The sequence below is a fragment of the Bradyrhizobium sp. WU425 genome (assembly GCF_021052305.1).
GTDB lineage: Bacteria > Pseudomonadota > Alphaproteobacteria > Rhizobiales > Xanthobacteraceae > Bradyrhizobium > Bradyrhizobium canariense_D.
In genome coordinates this window covers 3505770-3523227 of record NZ_CP088089.1, presented here as the reverse complement: position 1 = coordinate 3523227, position 17458 = coordinate 3505770, and the positions used below count along the sequence as shown (strand labels likewise).

12 protein-coding genes are annotated in these 17458 nt (G+C 61.2%); 4 read left to right on the top strand and 8 right to left on the bottom strand.

Annotated features, from left to right (window positions below; genetic code table 11):
• Window positions 1-577: 577 nt before the first annotated feature.
• Window positions 578-1138 carry a hypothetical protein gene (locus tag BcanWU425_RS16940; RefSeq protein ID WP_204511543.1) on the bottom strand — a complete coding sequence of 187 codons (561 nt, stop codon included), beginning with the start codon at window positions 1136-1138 and terminating at the stop codon, window positions 578-580.
• A gap of 705 nt (window positions 1139-1843) precedes the next feature.
• Between BcanWU425_RS16940 and BcanWU425_RS16935 the strand changes: the two genes are divergently transcribed.
• Window positions 1844-3688, top strand: coding sequence for a caspase family protein (locus BcanWU425_RS16935; RefSeq protein WP_026233407.1), 1845 nt, complete (start codon window positions 1844-1846; stop codon window positions 3686-3688).
• A 157-nt stretch (window positions 3689-3845) separates the two neighbouring features.
• Window positions 3846-4832: a hypothetical protein gene (locus BcanWU425_RS16930; RefSeq protein ID WP_204511544.1), complete on the top strand. Its 987-nt coding sequence runs from the start codon at window positions 3846-3848 to the stop codon at window positions 4830-4832.
• Between the two features lie 18 nt (window positions 4833-4850).
• On the opposite strand, the gene BcanWU425_RS16925 is transcribed toward BcanWU425_RS16930, so the two are convergent.
• From BcanWU425_RS16925 to BcanWU425_RS16915, 3 genes are read right to left on the bottom strand one after another with little or no spacing between them, the layout of a single operon-like run.
• Window positions 4851-5498, bottom strand: a complete 648-nt coding sequence (locus BcanWU425_RS16925; RefSeq protein ID WP_026233409.1) for a DUF4384 domain-containing protein — start codon at window positions 5496-5498, stop codon at window positions 4851-4853.
• Window positions 5499-5516: 18 nt separating this feature from the next.
• On the bottom strand, window positions 5517-7295 hold the full coding sequence (locus tag BcanWU425_RS16920) for a caspase family protein (protein ID WP_231190732.1): 1779 nt from the start codon (window positions 7293-7295) through the stop codon (window positions 5517-5519).
• Between the two features lie 57 nt (window positions 7296-7352).
• A complete protein-coding gene (locus BcanWU425_RS16915; RefSeq protein ID WP_204511546.1) occupies window positions 7353-9080 on the bottom strand; it encodes a hypothetical protein in 1728 nt (575 codons plus the stop codon).
• On the opposite strand from BcanWU425_RS16915, the gene BcanWU425_RS16910 reads away from it, so the two are divergent.
• Together BcanWU425_RS16910 and BcanWU425_RS16905 are read left to right on the top strand one after the other, a co-directional pair.
• Entirely contained in the window at window positions 8962-9522 is a 561-nt protein-coding gene (locus BcanWU425_RS16910) for a hypothetical protein (RefSeq protein WP_231191009.1), read from the top strand. The genes BcanWU425_RS16915 and BcanWU425_RS16910 overlap by 119 nt on opposite strands.
• 98 nt (window positions 9523-9620) lie before the next feature.
• Entirely contained in the window at window positions 9621-10604 is a 984-nt protein-coding gene (locus BcanWU425_RS16905; RefSeq protein ID WP_018457622.1) for a DUF4424 domain-containing protein, read from the top strand.
• Window positions 10605-10613: 9 nt separating this feature from the next.
• Here the strand turns inward: BcanWU425_RS16905 and BcanWU425_RS16900 are convergent, their stop codons facing one another.
• Genes BcanWU425_RS16900 through tssM form a run of 4 tightly spaced genes read right to left on the bottom strand, consistent with a single transcriptional unit; the run spans window position 10614 to window position 17436 of the window.
• The gene (locus BcanWU425_RS16900) at window positions 10614-12422 is read right to left on the bottom strand and encodes a serine/threonine-protein kinase (RefSeq protein ID WP_204511547.1); all 1809 of its coding nucleotides are present in this window, start codon (window positions 12420-12422) and stop codon (window positions 10614-10616) included.
• Window positions 12419-13195 (bottom strand): PP2C family protein-serine/threonine phosphatase, encoded by a 777-nt coding sequence (locus BcanWU425_RS16895; RefSeq protein WP_085348552.1) that lies wholly within the window; start codon window positions 13193-13195, stop codon window positions 12419-12421. Before BcanWU425_RS16895 ends, BcanWU425_RS16900 begins: the two co-directional genes overlap by 4 nt.
• Before the next feature lie 6 nt (window positions 13196-13201).
• A complete protein-coding gene (gene tagF / locus BcanWU425_RS16890) occupies window positions 13202-13903 on the bottom strand; it encodes a type VI secretion system-associated protein TagF (RefSeq protein ID WP_018457625.1) in 702 nt (233 codons plus the stop codon).
• Window positions 13900-17436, bottom strand: a complete 3537-nt coding sequence (gene tssM / locus BcanWU425_RS16885) for a type VI secretion system membrane subunit TssM (protein WP_204511549.1) — start codon at window positions 17434-17436, stop codon at window positions 13900-13902. Before tssM ends, tagF begins: the two co-directional genes overlap by 4 nt.
• Window positions 17437-17458 lie beyond the last annotated feature (22 nt).

Sequence of the window (17458 nt, the reverse complement as noted above, 5' to 3'; positions counted from 1 at the left end):
TAGTGCAGGCAGGAAAAGAGAAGTTCAAATCGACAGCTGCAACGAAGGTTGTGACCTTGCTCCCATTTCGATCTGGCACCGAAGGAGTATGCGCTTGTGCAATACGCGACATCACTGTCGCGATCGGAGCAGCTACGATATAAGAGAGTCGCGATAGGACGGGCCCTGGAATTCGTACAGCACGACGACTTCGCGCGATCGCCCTAGACTTGGAGGGCCGCTACCCAACCACGTTAAATCGGCAGCGCATCTGGATAGTACGGTTACCGGCTTGTTCTGCGTCTGCCTGATCGCCCATCAAAAATAGAGCGAAACGGTAAGCGTCGTCTAGCGCAGCTGCAATATCCCGGAAGCACTTGATATGGTCGTTGGTGATCTCATCGTTGGGGTCATTTGCATATTAATCGCGGATGGCGTTTCCCAAAGCGGGAGAAGTGGCTACCAGCGTGATCGCAATCATGGACTCTTGCGCCCAACGCCTGGATTGGAGCGACGAGGATCTCGCGAATAGGAACCTGGCGAAGGCGCGCAATGTGCAGAACGACGAAGCTGACAAATTCTGCGGCCGGCCACGGACTTATCCACCAAATCGCTTGACCAGCTTTGAACCCTTGGCTGCATCAATCTGCTGGCCCGTCAGGTCAGAACCGACGCTCAATCCTATCGTCATGAGGTTCTTGACACGCCGCGCCGCCTGCTTCTCATTGGAATAGTCGATCTCGACGTGATCGAGGCTCATTAGATGGCCGAGCTCGTGAGCCCAGGCGCGTCCATTGGCGTGGTCATTGCCATACCATTGGACGAAGCTTGCCGGCTCCGGTTGGCTATTGGGGTATGAGCTTCCACCGGCGGCCAGATTTTCAATCGAATTGACGAGGTAGATGTGGACGGCATTGTCCGGATCGTGCCGAGAGGCAAGAACACCCAGCAATCGCTGGTCATTGCTGCGCGCGCTCTTTGCCATGTCGAGCGGCTTCTGCATCAAGCAATCGCTGATCACGAACGCGATCTTGGCCTTTGACCAGATCGTATTGACCACGTCGAGCGCCTTCTTGGCTGTCTCGCTGCTCCATTGCCCGGGCTCAACGCTCCCCCTATCGGCAAATGGCGTGATGTAAATCCTCAACGGAATGGGCATCAACTTCTCCAAAGTTCGGAATTGCGATTGTATCTCCGTACGCTATCGTTCGAAATAGAGCGGCTTATATTCAGGGCTTTCTGATTAAGTCGGCTGGCGACTTGCGCACTGACGACTTCCGGCAGCGGCCACCGACGCGATCGACTGGTCGACCAAGGCCCGCCTTCGCGACTCGGAGACTGGTTCCCTCATTGCGAAGGAGCAGTTGCCGGGGCGAGCGTCCGGCAGGAACCTGAAGATCGAGCACCGGGGACCATGGAAAGCCGAACTGACGGGCTCCTGACCTCCGCGCAAGCTGTAACCGAGAGATTGACCCGCAAGCCGGCGTTCTGGACTTCACGTCCCCTCGATCTGCCGACCGCGGAATCTTCGTTTGAACTAAGCCAGAGGCTCTGCTGCACTGCCGCGAACACGGTTAAGTGCAATAATCCTATAATTTCAAAAGCTTAATTCGCCAGCGCGAGACATCGATACTGGCGGGTGCCCATCATCCTCATGAAACGGCACACAGCGCCGGCCCGCGATTTCTTCCGTGCCGTTTGAACGCGAGCGCAGTGCCAGACAACACATAGGAATGGATCGGGCTCGAAACTGGTACTGTACGGAGATAGGCCAGCGGCCAGTGGCGTGTGAATTCAGTAATCATGCCTTACGCGGCCATCTTCGCGACGTTATCATTCGATGAGCATAGGTTGGGTGTTCGCCATGAGGTTATACAGGCACCTTCGAGTTTTGCTTCTTCTTGCCGCTTCGCTGTTACTGGCAGCCCAGCCAGCCTGGGCGACAAAGCGCGTGGCTTTGGTGGTTGGCAATGCCAACTATCAGAATGCCCCTCTGCTCCCAAACCCGGCCAACGACGCTGCCGCCATCACTGAAACCTTGAAGGGCGCAGGTTTCGATGTGGTTGACTCAAGGCTCAACCTCGCCGCGACCGATATGCGGCGGGCCCTGAGAGAATTCGCCGATCAGGCGCGCAATGCGGACATAGCCCTGGTGTACTATGCTGGCCACGGCATCGAGATCGACGGGACAAACTATCTGATCCCGACCGACGCCAGACTCGAACGTGACACTGATATTTATGACGAAGCATTCTCACTCGACCGCGTCCTGCTGGCAATCGAGCCTGCGAGACAGTTGCGCGTGGTGATCGTCGACGCGTGCCGCAACAATCCGTTTGCCGATTCGATGAAGCGTACAGTTGCCTCTCGATCAATCAGCCGCGGGCTGGCCAGGGTCGAACCCGCCGTCTCCAACACGCTGATCGCGTTTGCCGCGAAAGCCGGACTAACCGCACTCGATGGCAACAGCAAGAATAGTCCGTATGCGACGGCTCTCGTAAAGTACATCGCAAAGCCGGGGCTCGACTTGCGTAGGGCCTTCGGCTTCGTCCGCGATGATGTCTTGCAAGCCACCGGCAACCGACAGGAGCCCTATGTCTACGGCTCGCTGGGCGGCGAAGACGTTGCACTTGTTCCCGCTGCCAAGGCTGATGAGCCGGTGCAAGCAGCCAACCCCCAGGCAGAAATTCGTCGTGATTACGAATTGGCCTTGCAACTACGCAACAAGCCCGCTCTGGACGCGTTCCTGAACCAGCATCCGGACGGATACTACGCAAATCTTGCCAAGCTGCAGCTTAATCAGCTCGATGCTGAGGACGCACGCGTCGCGGCAACAGCGAAGGCGCAGCAGGCGGAACAGCAGAAAACTCGGCTGATGTCGCAGGGCGCCCAGCGTGCCGACCAAGAGAAGGCGGCCGCGGATCTGAAGGCTGCGGAAGACGCCCGAATTGCCGCCGAGAAGGCGAAGCAGGCCGCGCAGGAGCAGGCCACCGAGGCAGAACGGAAACGAATTGCGTCCGAATCTACAATCGTTGCGGCTCTCTCCGGGAATAAGCCGGCTGTTGGGAGTGCCTTCGCGGACAATCCTACAGTCGCTGCGCTGGCTGACGACAATACGCCGCCAAAGCTTGCCGCACTCAGCGCCGAGCCGCGCCAGACCGATATCGCAAAAGCCGATATCACCAAATCCGTACAAAGCGAATTGAACCGCGTCGGCTGCTTCACCGGTAGCGTAGATGGCCGATGGAATGCGGCCTCCCAGCGCTCCTTGGCTCTCTTCAACCAGCACGCCGGAACCAAATTTGACGCCAAGCTCGCAAGTCTCGACGCACTTGACGCAATCAAGCTCAAGCCGTCCCGGGTCTGTCCCCTGATCTGTGATCATGGCTACAAGGCTGACGGCGACCACTGCAGCAGAATCTCCTGTGCAAGGGGCTCGTTCCTCAACGACGACAATGAATGCGAGAAACAGCGCGCCAGGCCCGTCAATGCCGCCAAGAGCAATGACAGTCAGCGGCAGGATCGGCCATTGCGTCAGCGGGCGCAGGCGAGCGCAGGCGGCTATGGCGCTGCGGTGGGCCATGCGACGGCCAGTCCTCAGATCATATGCAACGCCAGCAGCTGCCGTCCGGTCCAGCGCGGCTGCCATCTCGAATATCGCGGCGGTGGCGGGCCAGGCAACGAGGCCAATGTCGAGGTATGCCATTAGCCTCACCGCTCCTACACAACTGCGCGCTGGCAGGGCGCCGAGTTGTCACGGCGCGTCGGAGCCATCAGGCCCGGTGGATTTAGGATCGCAAGCATGGCAAGTGGCCGAGCTAACGTCAGAGTCCCAAGCCTGATGTGGCCGAATCGGAGCGACCTGCGTGGTTGCGTGTGAGCTTGAGCAAAAGGACGCCAACGCCTTTCCTGGGGTGACGCTCTTCACGAAGCGGCAGGCGCCCGGCATGAAACCAACGGCGGTTTATCTTCCGCCAAAGCACCCAACAGCCGCCACCAAGTTCGATGTCGTGATCTGGCTTCACGGCTTTTACGTCAAAAACCATGAATTCCTTTTCCACAACGATCCAGCGCGGCTGCGCGAACAGGTCCGGGATTCCGGCAAGGACGTGGTGCTCATCGCGCCCTTCCTGGGCTACGAATATGCTGTGGGCAACACCTTTGCCGGAAACTACAGCGTGTCCGACCTGGCCACCGCGAACTGGGGTGAACGCTATCTCGAGGAGATCCTTGGAGCTCTGGCCAGGTTCCTGGGTATCTCCTCGACGTCCATTCCTCAGCTCCAGATCGGCAAGCTCATCATCGCATGCCACTCCGGCGGTGGTGACGGCATGCGCAATCTCGTCGGTAGCCTCGGAAAGTATCAGGGGAAGCTGACGGCTTGTTGGGGATTTGATTGCCTTTACGGTGCCAATGCGCGGCCCGACGATGCGACCTTTTGGTACCAGTGGCTATCTGGGCAGAGCGGCCACGCCCTCGAGATCGTGTATGGTCCGTCAACTCTCCCGCAATCGGTGAAGCTGGACCTGATCGGGCGCGGGCTGGCGACGGCCGATGGCAATCAAACCCAGCCTCAGCGCCCTGCCCTCAAGAATCTCAACGTAAGCTTGGGTCATTACGACCTGTTCCCGGCATTTGGACAGATGGTCAGGGTCAACGATCTTGACGCGGCTTTCGTGGATCGCTTCATGATACCGCAGGTCGCGGACCAACCGCGGCATAAGCCTGCGCCGCTGGACGGGGAATTCCTCCAGCACGCGATTTCCAACATTCGCAGTGCTTTTCCCTTTCCAAAGGACATTCATTACATGATCGCCCGCGGTGGCTTCTTCAGCCGACTGAGCAAGCTATAGCCCCAAGCCTCACAGGACTCACTTGATGGAATAGGATTTGACGTCGAACGACCAATTGTTCGTCACGAGCTTTCCGCTGCTGTTGTCCGGCACGCGCAGCTCACTGGTCCAGGCCGATAGATAGCTCAACGCGTCCGCCTGACCTTCCAGCTTGCGAGGCATGTCCGGCAAATCGAGCAATTGCACGCGCAGCTCGCTCAGGATGGCGATCATCACTGCGGACCCCGTCGGCGGTGCGACGACATATTCAAAACCACGCTGCCGCGCCGCCGGAGCAGGGACGACAAATTCGACACCCGGCTTGACGAGATTAATGTCGCGTTCGTTCGACTGCGCCAATAGCTCGGGGGTCGGAAAGATCTGGGACATCCGCCCTTCCGAGTCGACGTCAACCAGAATGAGATATCCAGGCCTCCTGGCGGTGACGCCGAACGAGACCTTGGCGCCGACGTTGACGGTCTGACTCGGCAGGATCTGAAGGGACACACTCGCGGTATTGGTCTGCCTGCGCACCGCTTGTGCGGGCCAAAGCCAAGGTACGTACGTCGTGCCGATATGCAACGCCCCCGTCGGCAACGGTGCTGCGGACGCAGGTCCGCTGCCCGCCTGTAGCAGCAGGAATGCGAACCATGCTCGCTTGCGGCGGATCGACTGCGATGACGGCATGGCGTGCTCCCCTAAGAGTCAGGGAGCACTGAAGAAGCCGATCGAGGCGATTCGCGCGTCCGCGGGCAAGTAACGCTCGAGACTCTTGATCACCTGCCCCGAGGCGCGACGCCGGTTGAACTGCACTAGGGCTGTCTCAAGCTCGACCATGCGTTGCTGCGAAGTCACCGCAACGATCTGTTCCGCACCGAACGGCTCGCCGACCCTGAGCGGTAGGCGCAAACTCGCCGATCTGGCCAACGCCGCATCAGCACCCACCGGATACAACAATTGGATGGTGCCATCGCCGGACACATTGAACAGCAGCACCGCCCTTGATGCCACATCAGACAAGTCAACTTCGATGGTCTGGCCAGCACGTTGTTGGCGATCGTCTGGCCAAATACGCATCACCTGCGGCGACCGTGTCGCAATGCGCTTGAGTTCACGAATTGCCGCAGTCCTATCAATCACCGTCGGCAGGCTGGCAACGTCCATCCCGTAGGCGACCACATCACCCCAAGCGATCACGTCGTGCGACACAGGATCCCAGATCAGGTCGGGATTGTCCGTCGGTTGAACAGCCTGCACGGAAACATCTTTTGGCTTCACGCTTACAAAATAGCTAGTCTTGCCGTCCAGCGCCGCCAGCCGGATTGGTGCAACGAGGCGTAGAGGCCCCGGCGCGCCGGCGATCGGAAGTTCCTTGGCCGCCCCCGCAAGGGTCGGAATGGTTGGAGCCTTGGCCGTGACAGCCGACGGTGCGGGCGCCTGTCCATCGACGGGCACCCCGGCTCCGGCCTGACCCGAGGCCGCTCTCGCGGCCGGCCCCTGAATCAGCACGACACCGCGCGTCAATCCGAAGGCGACGTCGGTATCCGGCGTCTGAGCTGGCGATGATACAGTCACGATATTCTGCCGCTGGTCCGAGAGCTGATAGACCACCTGCCGAACGTTGCTGAAAAGCTCCTTAAGCGTCACCTTCCCATCGTGATTGATGTCCGCGCTACCTTCCACCGCACGCGCGACCGCATAGCTGAGAGCCCCGCGTAGGCCATCGATGCCAGGGATGCGGACTTCCGGCGCTTTGGTGTAGCGGTCCACCGCGGCCAGAAACGCCGTGTGGTCAAGGTCAAGTTCAGACTTCGGATCGTTGCTGTCCGACATCGGCTTCAGTTCGTCGACCAGCAACGTGTAGCGCGGGACCTGCCGGAAGCTCATCTCAGCGGCACGCGGATCGATGTCGCGCACCATACCGCCACCGTGGCAGGTGTCAGCCACGAAGATCACCCTCGCTCCGCGCAGCTCGAACTGCCGTATGAAATGGTTGAACTCGCTGCCCAGAACCCGCTCAACGGACCCGGTTGGCGTGGTTTCAAAGCCTGGCAGCAGGAACACGTTCTCCATCCCGTCCGGCTCCGCGCCCTTGACGCGCTCCGGCTCCTGGGTGCCATGGCCGGCGATCGACAGAAAGATGAGGTCGTTGTTCTTGGTCCGCTCCACCAGTGCACTGATCTCGCGCAGGACGCCTGCCCTATCGGCCTGCGCGTTAGTCAGTTCGACGACGTCGCCAACCCCCATGGATTTAAGGCTGGTCACGATGTCCGTAGCGTCAGCGACCGCACCCTTCAATTTGCGCACGTGCTGGTAGTCGTCGATCCCGATCACGAGCGCACGCACCGCCGCCCCATCTGGATTGCTGAGCGACAAATCTCCTGCCGCATGCGCCCGCGGGATTGTCAGTCCGATCAACGCGGCGAGCCCGATGGTGGCGCACAGCCGCCCGATCCCGCAGTCAAGTCCTCTGGGCATCCGCATCGTGATCCACCTCGACATCATGCCTACCCATTTTGTAGCTCTGGCGACACACTGGGTTCAGCGCCTTTTGCCTGCCGTTTTGCGGCCCGCCGGCGGTTGTTCAGTCTGCTCCTGATAGGCGCCCGCTGAAACCGTCGTCTGATCATCCGCGAACGCTCGAAAGCGGACCGGAACATAGCCGCGCGCGAGCAAGCTCGCCAATGGATAGACGTTGCGACAGACGCGGCCGTTGCAGCCACCGGTCGAGGATTCCATCACCTCGGCCTTGCGATCAGGCGTGAACCGCAGGAACAGCATCACATGCGAGCCTGGCTTGTTCAGCGCATCGCCGGGCCTCAGGTCCCAAGGATTTGCCACGGGCGCAGCGATCGCGGGGATAGCTGCAGTCGTATAGTGGACGGAGAGCCCCCACGCGGCGCTGACGAATGCCGAACAGTCGACGCCCGCCACATCGGGCCGTGGCGCATTGCGGGTGCACACATTGCCAGCCAGCGTTCCGCTCTCGATCCGCTGCCGGAAGTTCGCGAGCGAACCGTGGCAGCCCCAGCAATACGGTACGCCGCGCACCTCCTGGTTCACTTTTCCCTGCAGATACCACGGCCGACGAACACGGCTGAAGCCGCTGCATTGGCTGTCGGGATCGTTGCCGTAGTTCGCCTGCGTCAGCTTCCACTGGATACCCTCGAACGCAAACGCGGTCTCGATCGCCTGCTGGCGATTGGACGGCCTCACGGCGGCCGAAGCGTCAAATTTGACGCCGGATTGTGGTGCCGGCGCCTTCGTCGTTCGCGACGGCCGCACGTCGATAATCGAGGCATTGGTCAGAGGTCGGAACCCGACGCCAATCACTTCGATACCGTCCGGCTTGGTTCGCAGGAAATAGACATCGCCACTGCCCGACACCGTGACGAACCGTCTGGTCAGCGGCGTATTTTCCAGAGGAAGCTCATAGATTCCCTCGAGACGCCCGTTCGCGGCATAGCGTGCGACGAACGTGGAGGCGTTCTTTCCTGATGGCGGAACGTCCTCGGCCAGCACGTAGAAGCGGTCGCTGTTGTCGATCTCGAGAAACTCCACCGTGCCGAGCTGGTTGCGCACGCGCAGGCCGAGTTGGCCGATGGTTTCGTTGGTGACCATGGTCTGGATCTCGACCCGGACGCTGGCATTGCCCTTGTCCGGAATGATGTCGGCGATCACCGAGCCCTTGCTTCGAGAAGCCACGTATTGCCGGTCAGGCTGCCGGGTCGTCCTGATGATGGCCGCGCGGGTGTTCTGATCGAGCAGGTCCGCCGCGCTGCCGGGTGCCTGCGATCCCATCTGGGCGAAAGCGGAGACGGCAACCTGGTCGTCTGCTCCACGGCTCGAGACCTCCTCAAGCTGGATCACGTCACCGCCGAGTCCGCGCGTGGATTGCCCCGGCGCCGCCTTCAGCGTCCGTACGCCACCGTCCCAAACCATTATGTCGTCGTCATGGACGACGAGATCGGTCGGCTGGACGTCTTTCGGCATCTTGAGGACGTCGGGATCGGAGTTTGGCTGTTTCGGGTCAAACTGGATGATGCGACCGTTGATCTGATCGAGCAAAAACAGGTTGCCCTGCCCGTCGGCGCTGAGTGCTTGCGGTCCCGCGAGTTCCACGTCCTCGCTGGCCGGGACTATGCCGACCATGGAAGCAGCCGAACCGCCGGTAAAGCTGCGTACGACAGTATCGTCGGCGTGCGCCTTGGTTCCGAAAATGCCCGCGCTAACGATGAAGACCCAGATCCAATGTTTTGGACGAAGCATATTCGCCTCAATGTACCCCGAACCGATCGCCGCGTCGGATCGACTAATCCGAGATGCCGTTGATGCCGCGCGTCAATTAGTGGTGAGCAATCTCAATCGCGTTCAATTCTATCACTGGACGGTGATAGTCCGAAATTTCTTCAGCTTGCCGAGGAAAACCATGGCCCGGAATAGATTTGAGCAAGTGAACGAAGTCCAGCCCGACGCGGTCACGCTGCTCCTGAAACGCGACAGTGACGGTGCCTCCGGAGCGATCGTGCTGCCTGCCGCCGCGAGCCAAGGGCGGCTGACCACCGACCAGGTCAGCGCGCAATTGCCGGCTCAGGATGCTTTTCGCGGCGCGATCCGGCTGGCTAACGACGTCAAGCTCGCGCTCGTGGTGTGCGATCCAGACGGGGTCTGGAAGCCCGAGTGGGGCGATCTTTATCAACCGATCGATTGACCCGCATCGGATGGAGCCGGCAAATGCTGCGACGCCGCATACAGACTAGCTTGCCGAACGGACCCTCCGCCCGACTGTCGTTCCTTATACGGGCCCTGATGGTCGCGCTGCTCGTTGCGACAGGCTGGCCGGCACGCGCCAACGACTCGGCTGCGGAATTGTCGATCGGTGGGCTCCAGTTCGTACGCACCAATGACGTGGCCATGGAGAGCGAGAACCTTCGTATCACGCTCGACAGAATCAGCGTTCGCTACCAATTCGCGAACCTCACCGCCAAGCCGGTCACGCTTAATGTTGCCTTTCCGCTGCCCGACATCGACCTGTCGGAGGCTGAGAATGTTGCATTGCCGTCAAGTGATCCGATCAACTTCGTCGAATTCGAGACCAAGGTCGATGGCAACCCGGCGCCGCTGACCGTCGATCAGCGCGCCATGGTTGGCAACAGGGATGTCAGTGCCCTGCTCCGCGAACTCAAGTTGCCGCTGCTGCCGATTGGTGGCCGCGAGATCCGGGTGACCGACCTGCCCGCGGCGACCCGGACCCGGCTTGTGGACGACGGACTTCTGATGCCTGCCGGAATGAGCGACAACGGTCGCCAGCAATATGCGCCGGGGTGGACCGTCAAGACCTCGGCTGTGCGCCAGCAGTTGTTTCCGCCCGTGCGCAGCGTCACGGTCGAACACCAGTACCGGCCGAGCGTCGGCTCCAGTCCTGACACCATTCTGCGCTCGAGCCTGCGCCGCAGCAGCGCACTCGGTCAGGAAGTTGCGCGTTACCGGAAAGAATACTGCATCCAGGATACGTTCCTTGCCGAGCTCGACAAGCGCACGGGCAATAACCAGACCAACGGCGCAAATCTCCAGGAGCGGCGCATATCGTACGTGCTCAAGACCGGCGCGAATTGGGCTGGGCCGATCCGGTCATTCAAGCTGACTATCGACCCAGGCGGCAGCGACCGCTTGGTGAGCTTCTGTCCTGGGCGGCTAAAGGCATCGTCCGCTACTGGAAACACGCTTGAATATACGGCAAGCGACTTCAAGCCGGATGCCGACCTGAAAATCCTGGTGATCGGAACATTCTGAGCGTGCCGGTCAATTGGTGAGCAGCACGTAGCGCACGGCCGCGATGACAGTCATCTTATTGCGCTGAGCCTCGCTTAGCGCCTGCAGGAAGAACGTGTCGGCGGCGATCGGTCGCGGCTGGCGCAACGAGTCGAGAACCTGCGGGACCGCCACGACCAATAGCAGTTGCGGACCGCTCGCGCGCGCTGTCGGGAGCGTAAACGAAAGTGAGTCGATGCCCGGCTTCAGAAGATAAGACAGGCTCTGAACTTCGCCGCGATCAGATACCATCAGGAGCTCCACCACGCGGTTGGCAAAGTTCTCGATGGTCCCATTGAGGGTTTCACCGCCCTTCAGCTCTGTCGCTGACAAGGTGATGCGTGGCATTCGCGCCTGATCGCTCCCGACCTGACTCAAGAACTTGACGGCTGGGCATTGCGCCTGGGTCACTTGCCTGACGCCGATCGAAGCCTCGAAACCCTGCTCACGCCGGAACGCTTTGTCGAACGTGTCGAATGGGACGGTCGAGGCACCGAACCCTTCGATGACAGCGGCATTTCGGCTCACGGCAATCGGCAACACGAAGAAGCAGTCACCGCCGGAATATTGGGCCACGTATTTGCGGATGCGCTCGGCGCGCCCTGGCCCATCGAGTGCCGGAGACTGCGTCGCCGTCGGCTGCGCGGGCAACTTCTCCGGCTCTTGGCGTCCGGGCTGTGGTCCAGCGGGCTCGACCTTCGGCGGCGCCATTGCTCCGGCGAGTTTCGGGGGTGGCGACAAGACCGCGGTGCCTGGCGCTGACCAAACCAGCTTGTAGAAGGCATATCCACCACCGCCGACCAGCAGCAACAATGCCGCGGCGCCCGCCCCCAGCCAGAGGCGGCGCGGACTCCGCGCGATCTCCGGCATCCTGTCCTGCGGCGCCGGCGACGCGCTTTCCGGCCGCCGCAGCGGATCGAAGCCATATAACGGCGCGGCCGGCGTCTGGGCGGAACCGGTTGGCGTCCAGCTGGCGACCTCCCCCATAGTGGGGCGCAATGCCGGATCAGGCTGCAGCATCCGCTCCAGCAAAGGTCGGATGCGCATATCCACACCACCGAGATCGGGCACACGCCGGCGCTTCTCCACCAGTTGAAATTGGCTGCCGCCCATGTCGAGTTTCTGTCCGGTCAGCGCATGGAACAGCACAAGACCGAGGCTGTAGACATCGGATTTCGCAGTCACGTCATTGCCGTACAACCCTACTTGCTCCGGCGATGCGTAGTTGTCCTTGCCGGCGAAGCCCGAGCCGATGATGGTTTTGTCGCCCATTTGGGTCGACCGAGCGATGCCGAAGTCGATGATCTTGGCCCGACTGACGTCGTCGAGCGGAATGATGATGTTGTCCGGAGACACGTCGCGATGGATGATGCCGTGCTCATGTGCGGCCTCCAGTCCCAATGCGACACGCTGCCTCAGCCTGATCAGCGCCTCGAAGGTCAACGGCCCATCATCGAGCATGTTCGAGAGCGAGCGGCCATTCACGAACTCCATCGCGAGATAAGGTCGCTGCAGCACCGGCTCGACGGTAAACAGGAAGTAGCGAACGATCGCGTCGTGCGGAAGATTGTGGAGTGCCGCGGCCTCTCGACGGAACAGCGCGAGCGCGGCCTCGTTATCAACCACGTCGGGCAGTAGCATTTTCACCGCAATAGGCGATCCAGTCTGGATCTCACGGCATTTGTAGACCTCACCCATGCCGCCCGCGCCGATCACCGCTTCGACCTCGTAAATGCCATTGAGACGGGTGCCGGGCGGCACGCCGTGATAGGACGATCGGAACGGATCGCTCGGACTCATGGTTGCGGCTCCCGATTGAGCGGAGATCTTGTCGTCCCCTGAGATCGTGGCGTCAGTAGTCGCACGATCACAATCGTCAAATTGTCAAGCCCGCCACGATCAAGAGCCAGCGCGAGCATGTCATCGCAAGCCGCCTGGGCGCGTCGCGTAGCCGCGTGCTGCAGGATCTCGTCGTCCTGCACGTGCCTGGTCAGGCCATCGCTGCAGATCACGAAGATATCTTCTGGCTCGGCCGGGCCTGTCACCACCTCGAATTCCGGATCATCGGCGACACCGACGGCACGCGTAATGGCATTGCTCGGCCAATCATTCACGTCTTCGCGCGACAGCGCACCTTTTGCGATCAGCTCCTCCAGTTCGCTGTGATCATGCGAGACCTGGCGAATTGCGCCGCGACTAATAAGGTAGACCCGGCTGTCACCCGCCCATATGCAGGCATAGTAGTTATCGCGAACGAGCAGAACCGCCGCTGTGGTCCCGACGGTGGCACCCTGTCGTTCATGACTAAGCGCCAGTATCTGCTGGTTTGCGCTGAAAAGCCGCTCCTCGCATTCCGCCAGCAGGTCTGCGGCTGATTCTGGTGTAGCGATAGCGTCGAGCGACTGCACTACGATGCGACTGGCGAGATCACCGGCCTCGTGCCCCCCCATGCCGTCGGCGACCGCCCACAGACCAACGTCGGTTCGTACCAAACATGAATCCTCGTTCCGCTCCCGCACGCGTCCGGCATGGGTGACGCTGCCAACATCGAACAAGGACGGAATATGCACCATCGCGCGTCATCCATTCCCGGATGCCGCGGGTCCGAGATCACCGGTCAGCAGCGTGACGTAGTGAAACGGATCTGGCAATCCGCGACAACTCAGCGCCATTGGCGGGAAGCCTTCCCCTCCGGCGGTCCACCAGAAGCTAGCCGCGGCGTAGACCTGTGGGTTGGCAGCGCAAAGTGCTGCAAACGACGCCGCGAAGGCTTCGACCGCCGAAGCCCTCCCCATTGCCGCAGTACCAAGCGACGTGACCGGCGGATCGCCGGTGATGGTCTCCTGCAGTCGTGGCACCGAAAGCCGATCCAATGCATCGGAGATCTGCTCGAAGGTTGCGGCCCGATCCAGGGTCGAAAGCAGGAACGCCTCCACTTGCCCGAACCATTCGTCCTGCGGATCAATGCTCGGCGGCGGCAGCGAGACGGCCTCGCCGGTCACCGCATGCAGGGTCAAGGGATAGTATCGCCCCACCCCATCGAGCGAGGGCATGATCGCACCCGCCACTGTCGTGCCGCAGATCGCGGCGCCGAGCCAAAACCGCCAGACCGGCGCGGTCAGAAAGGCCTGTTGCCATCCTGGGCCAAGCTGGTGGCGACTTGCTGACAGCGCAGCCTGTACCCACGGCTCCCAGGCTTCCAGGAAGCTGCGCGGGGTCGCGATCGCGATGAAATCGCGCTTCGCACCGATTTTGCCGAATATCCCGCAACGCATGGTCATATCCCGGTCGGGCAACGAAACTCGCGCAGCACTGACAGGTTCAGCGGGTTGCGCAACGATCCGGTCGAAATTTGATAGTTGAGTTCGCGCCCGGCGACGATGAAACTCGCGCTGGCGGTTTCCGCTTTCACCACTAACGAGCCCGCCTCCAACATCCGAAACAACGACCAGGGACCAATGCGCTCAAGCACGGATGGCGGGCCGGTATCGTTACTGACTGAAATTGCCGTTCGCGGCGCTGGGCCCGGCCATAGGATAGTAGTCGGCGAGTTGGTCTGCGGCTGTGGCGGTGGCGGTGGCGTAGGTTGCGGCCCGCCGAACAAGGACGGAGGGGCCGATCCGGGAATGGTTGGGCTCGCAATTGTGGTGCCACCGATCTCGGTCTTAACTGTCACGCCTGGTCCCGGTGCCCCAGGGGGTCGGATCGCGAATGAAACGGCGGGCACACCGCCGCCCGTCTGGAAGAACGCATCCCGGATATAAGCCGCGTTCTGGAATTGTTTGAGCGTCTCCGGCGAGAACGACCGACCAACGGGGCTCTCCTTTCGCCAAGCCCAGTCCGACCGCGACGTGTCGGCATAAGGTGCCAGGTACTGGGTGAAGAACCTGTCCATAACGCCATTCGGACTGAACAATTTGGCAAAATCCGCGAGCGGAACTTCCTGGCCGCTGCCGCGGATAAACGGGTAGCGGTTAGTCACGGTCTGTTGGCAGACCGGCGTGACCTGATCGCGCAACGTTTGCAGGATTTGTCCGGCGGTTGAAGCCGCGATGCTACCTTCGAACTCCGCGGCTGCTGCTCGCAACATATCGGAGAATGGCGGCGGCATGCGCGAGGCGTTGTTGCGGAGCGCTGCGACCTGGTTCTGGAGCGCAGCTGTGGCTTGTGCGGTCAGTTGGGGATTCTCGATGATCAGCGTCAGGTTCTGCGCGATGTCGTTCAGGTTCGCGACGGTCGAGTCGATTGGCCGGCGGGTGCTCTCGCCTTCGAGCGCTGCGTGGTAAGGCTTGAACTGTGCTTCGATCATCGTGCCAGGCGGTCCATCCTGAGCATTCGTGAAGAGTGCTGGCGCCGATGCGGCAGCTGGCGCCGAAGCGCTCTTCGCCCGTTCCTTGGTCAGCACCGTCTCGTCGCGCACCGACTCCAGAATTTGCCGCATCGGCGAGGTCGGCGCCGAAAGCGCCCGAAGCACCTCATATTTCGGTTTGTCGGCGAGCAGCTTCTTCAGGCGCAGGCTCCCGAGCGCCGTTCGCCAGGTCGTCACGAAATCGTTTGAATAGATGCTGAGCAGATCGCCGGCCAGATTGTCGTACTGCTGGTTGATGGCCGACTGCTGGCCGGCATCCCCCAAAACCCATCGCTCCCGCTTCATCCGCTCAGACAATCCGGACAGCCGGGCGACGAACTTCTGATGGAAGCCGTTATACGTGAAGAACTCAGGTACCCGCACGGCGTCCCAAGGCTGCCCGGTCGTGGTTTCGAACACGACACCCATGTCGGGTCCGCCATGGCGGCTGGCGATCCAGTCGCCGGCGATCGACGCGCGAGCCTCCGATTTCAGAAACTCGTACGCTCGTTGCGACACGCTCAGGCGCGCCAAGGAGTTCTGGGCCTGCTTGATCAACCGGCCGTCGAGTTCGACCAAGGGCGGCTGTTCGGTCTCGAGGTCGAACATTGCCACGAGGTTCTCGTCGAGCAGACGCCGCCCTTCTGCGTTGGTGGCGCCAGGATAGAGATTATCCGCCCAGTCACGTTGCATCCAGGAGCGGATCAACTCGCGATCCGGCGACTGCAGGCCACCGATCATCAGATAGACCTTGAGCGCCTCATAGACGAAGGCAGGCTCGTTTATGCGCGCATTGAGCTGCTCTTCCAGGCGATACAGCAGGCGCGGTCGGAACATGCGTTCAAGCGCGGTGTGATAGGCCGCTTTCGAGGGCGACAGCAGCCGGGCGCGCTGACTGAGCCCGTAGCGAGCCGACAGAGGCACCGGTTCGCCGCGCGATCCGTAGCCCGCCGGGGCGTTGCGAAGCCGGTAGAGTAGCGGCAGCACCTTGTCGAGATCATGATCGGCAATCAATTCCTGCTTGATAAGTGCCGCGCCGGCGGTTGCATACTCGCTATCCGCCTGCAGGCTTTGCTCGATCAAATCGGCGTTCCGCTTGTAGCTCACCAGCCAAGCTGCGATCAGCCCGATCGAGACCAGACCGATCAATGACAGGGCTGCGGTCTTCAGGACCAGCGCGCGGCGCACCGCGGCACGGTCAGTCGAGACCCAGTCGGCCTCGCCGATGATGACCTTGGAAATCAGATCGGCAAGGAAGAAGCTCTTGCCCGTGCCCGAATAGGATCCGGAACCGACTTCCTCAGCGCCGAACGTGCGCGCCAGCGACCCGATCAATTGATCGATCGGCGTGCCCTGCTGCGTACCCGAGGTAAAGTAGAATCCGCGCAGGTTCGCGTTCACGTGATAGCGCGTCGGCTCGAAGATCAGGTTGAGGAAATCGTGGATCTGAGGCTTGAGCCGCGCCATCTGTGCCGGAAAACCGAACAATTGCACGCGGTGCTGGGGCGTCGGCTCGTCCTGCAGACGGTCGAGCGTCTCTTCGCTCAGGCGCTCCAGCAGACGGTCGAACTCGAACGGGATCTGCCCAACCAGATTCTGGGTCTTGTCGGCGGTCTGGAACGTGGCACCCCAGACTTGACGGCGGCCGGCCTCCCCGAGATAGGCGAAATACTCGGTGAAGCCGGCAACGAGATCCGCTTTGGTAAATAGCGCGTAGACTGGGAAGCTGACCTTGAGTCTCTGATGCAGCTCGAGCAGGCGCATCCTGATGGCATCGGCATGAAGTGCGAGCTCCTGCTTCGGCAGCGTCAGGATGTCTTCGATACTGATGGCGACAAGAACGCCGTTGATCGGTTGGCGCGACCGGCTTTTCTTCAGGATGTCCAGGAACGCCAGCCAGCTGTCCTTGTCGGCCTTGCTGTTGGAGTCCTGGGTGGTGTAGCGGCCGGCGGTATCGATCAGCACCGCCTCCTCTGTAAACCACCAATCGCAGTAGCGGGTACCGCCGACCCCTGCGATCGCCGCGGGCGTTGCCCCGCGCGCGAGCGGAAATTTGAGCCCGGAATTGACAAGCGCCGTGGTCTTGCCGGCGCCGGGCGGACCGATGATGACGTACCAGGGGAGATCGTAGAGATAGCCCGACTTGTTGCCGCTGGCGGTCTTCAGCGTCGCGAGCGCATCCTTCATGCGCTCCTTGAGCACTGGTTCATCGCTGACGGGCTGGTCTGCACCAGCGATACCATCGGCAATCTCCTTGGCACCCTTGCGCCGCTTGAACAGATTGAGGCCAACGATGCCTGCCACGGCCGTGGTGAGCAGCAGAATAGCGATCTGCCGGACGATATGGTTCTCCAGCGGCCGCCAATCGCCGAATGCGATGAAGGGACCGGCGAAATAGATCACCGCTCCGAGCGAGCTGAGCCCGACCCCGTAGAGAACGATGCGAAGAATGTCCTTGGCAAGCATCTAACCGTACCCGTCGCAAAAC

Coding starts and splice junctions, on each gene's coding strand:
- BcanWU425_RS16925 (WP_026233409.1), bottom strand. CDS start 5,498: ATGCCGTCATCGCAGTCGATCCGCCGCAAGCGAGCATGGTTCGCATTC.
- BcanWU425_RS16940 (WP_204511543.1), bottom strand. CDS start 1,138: ATGCCCATTCCGTTGAGGATTTACATCACGCCATTTGCCGATAGGGGG.
- BcanWU425_RS16920 (WP_231190732.1), bottom strand. CDS start 7,295: ATGCGGATGCCCAGAGGACTTGACTGCGGGATCGGGCGGCTGTGCGCC.
- BcanWU425_RS16910 (WP_231191009.1), top strand. CDS start 8,962: ATGGAAGCAGCCGAACCGCCGGTAAAGCTGCGTACGACAGTATCGTCG.
- BcanWU425_RS16915 (WP_204511546.1), bottom strand. CDS start 9,080: ATGCTTCGTCCAAAACATTGGATCTGGGTCTTCATCGTTAGCGCGGGC.
- BcanWU425_RS16935 (WP_026233407.1), top strand. CDS start 1,844: ATGAGGTTATACAGGCACCTTCGAGTTTTGCTTCTTCTTGCCGCTTCG.
- BcanWU425_RS16900 (WP_204511547.1), bottom strand. CDS start 12,422: ATGAGTCCGAGCGATCCGTTCCGATCGTCCTATCACGGCGTGCCGCCC.
- BcanWU425_RS16895 (WP_085348552.1), bottom strand. CDS start 13,195: ATGGTGCATATTCCGTCCTTGTTCGATGTTGGCAGCGTCACCCATGCC.
- tssM (WP_204511549.1), bottom strand. CDS start 17,436: ATGCTTGCCAAGGACATTCTTCGCATCGTTCTCTACGGGGTCGGGCTC.
- tagF (WP_018457625.1), bottom strand. CDS start 13,903: ATGACCATGCGTTGCGGGATATTCGGCAAAATCGGTGCGAAGCGCGAT.
- BcanWU425_RS16905 (WP_018457622.1), top strand. CDS start 9,621: ATGGTCGCGCTGCTCGTTGCGACAGGCTGGCCGGCACGCGCCAACGAC.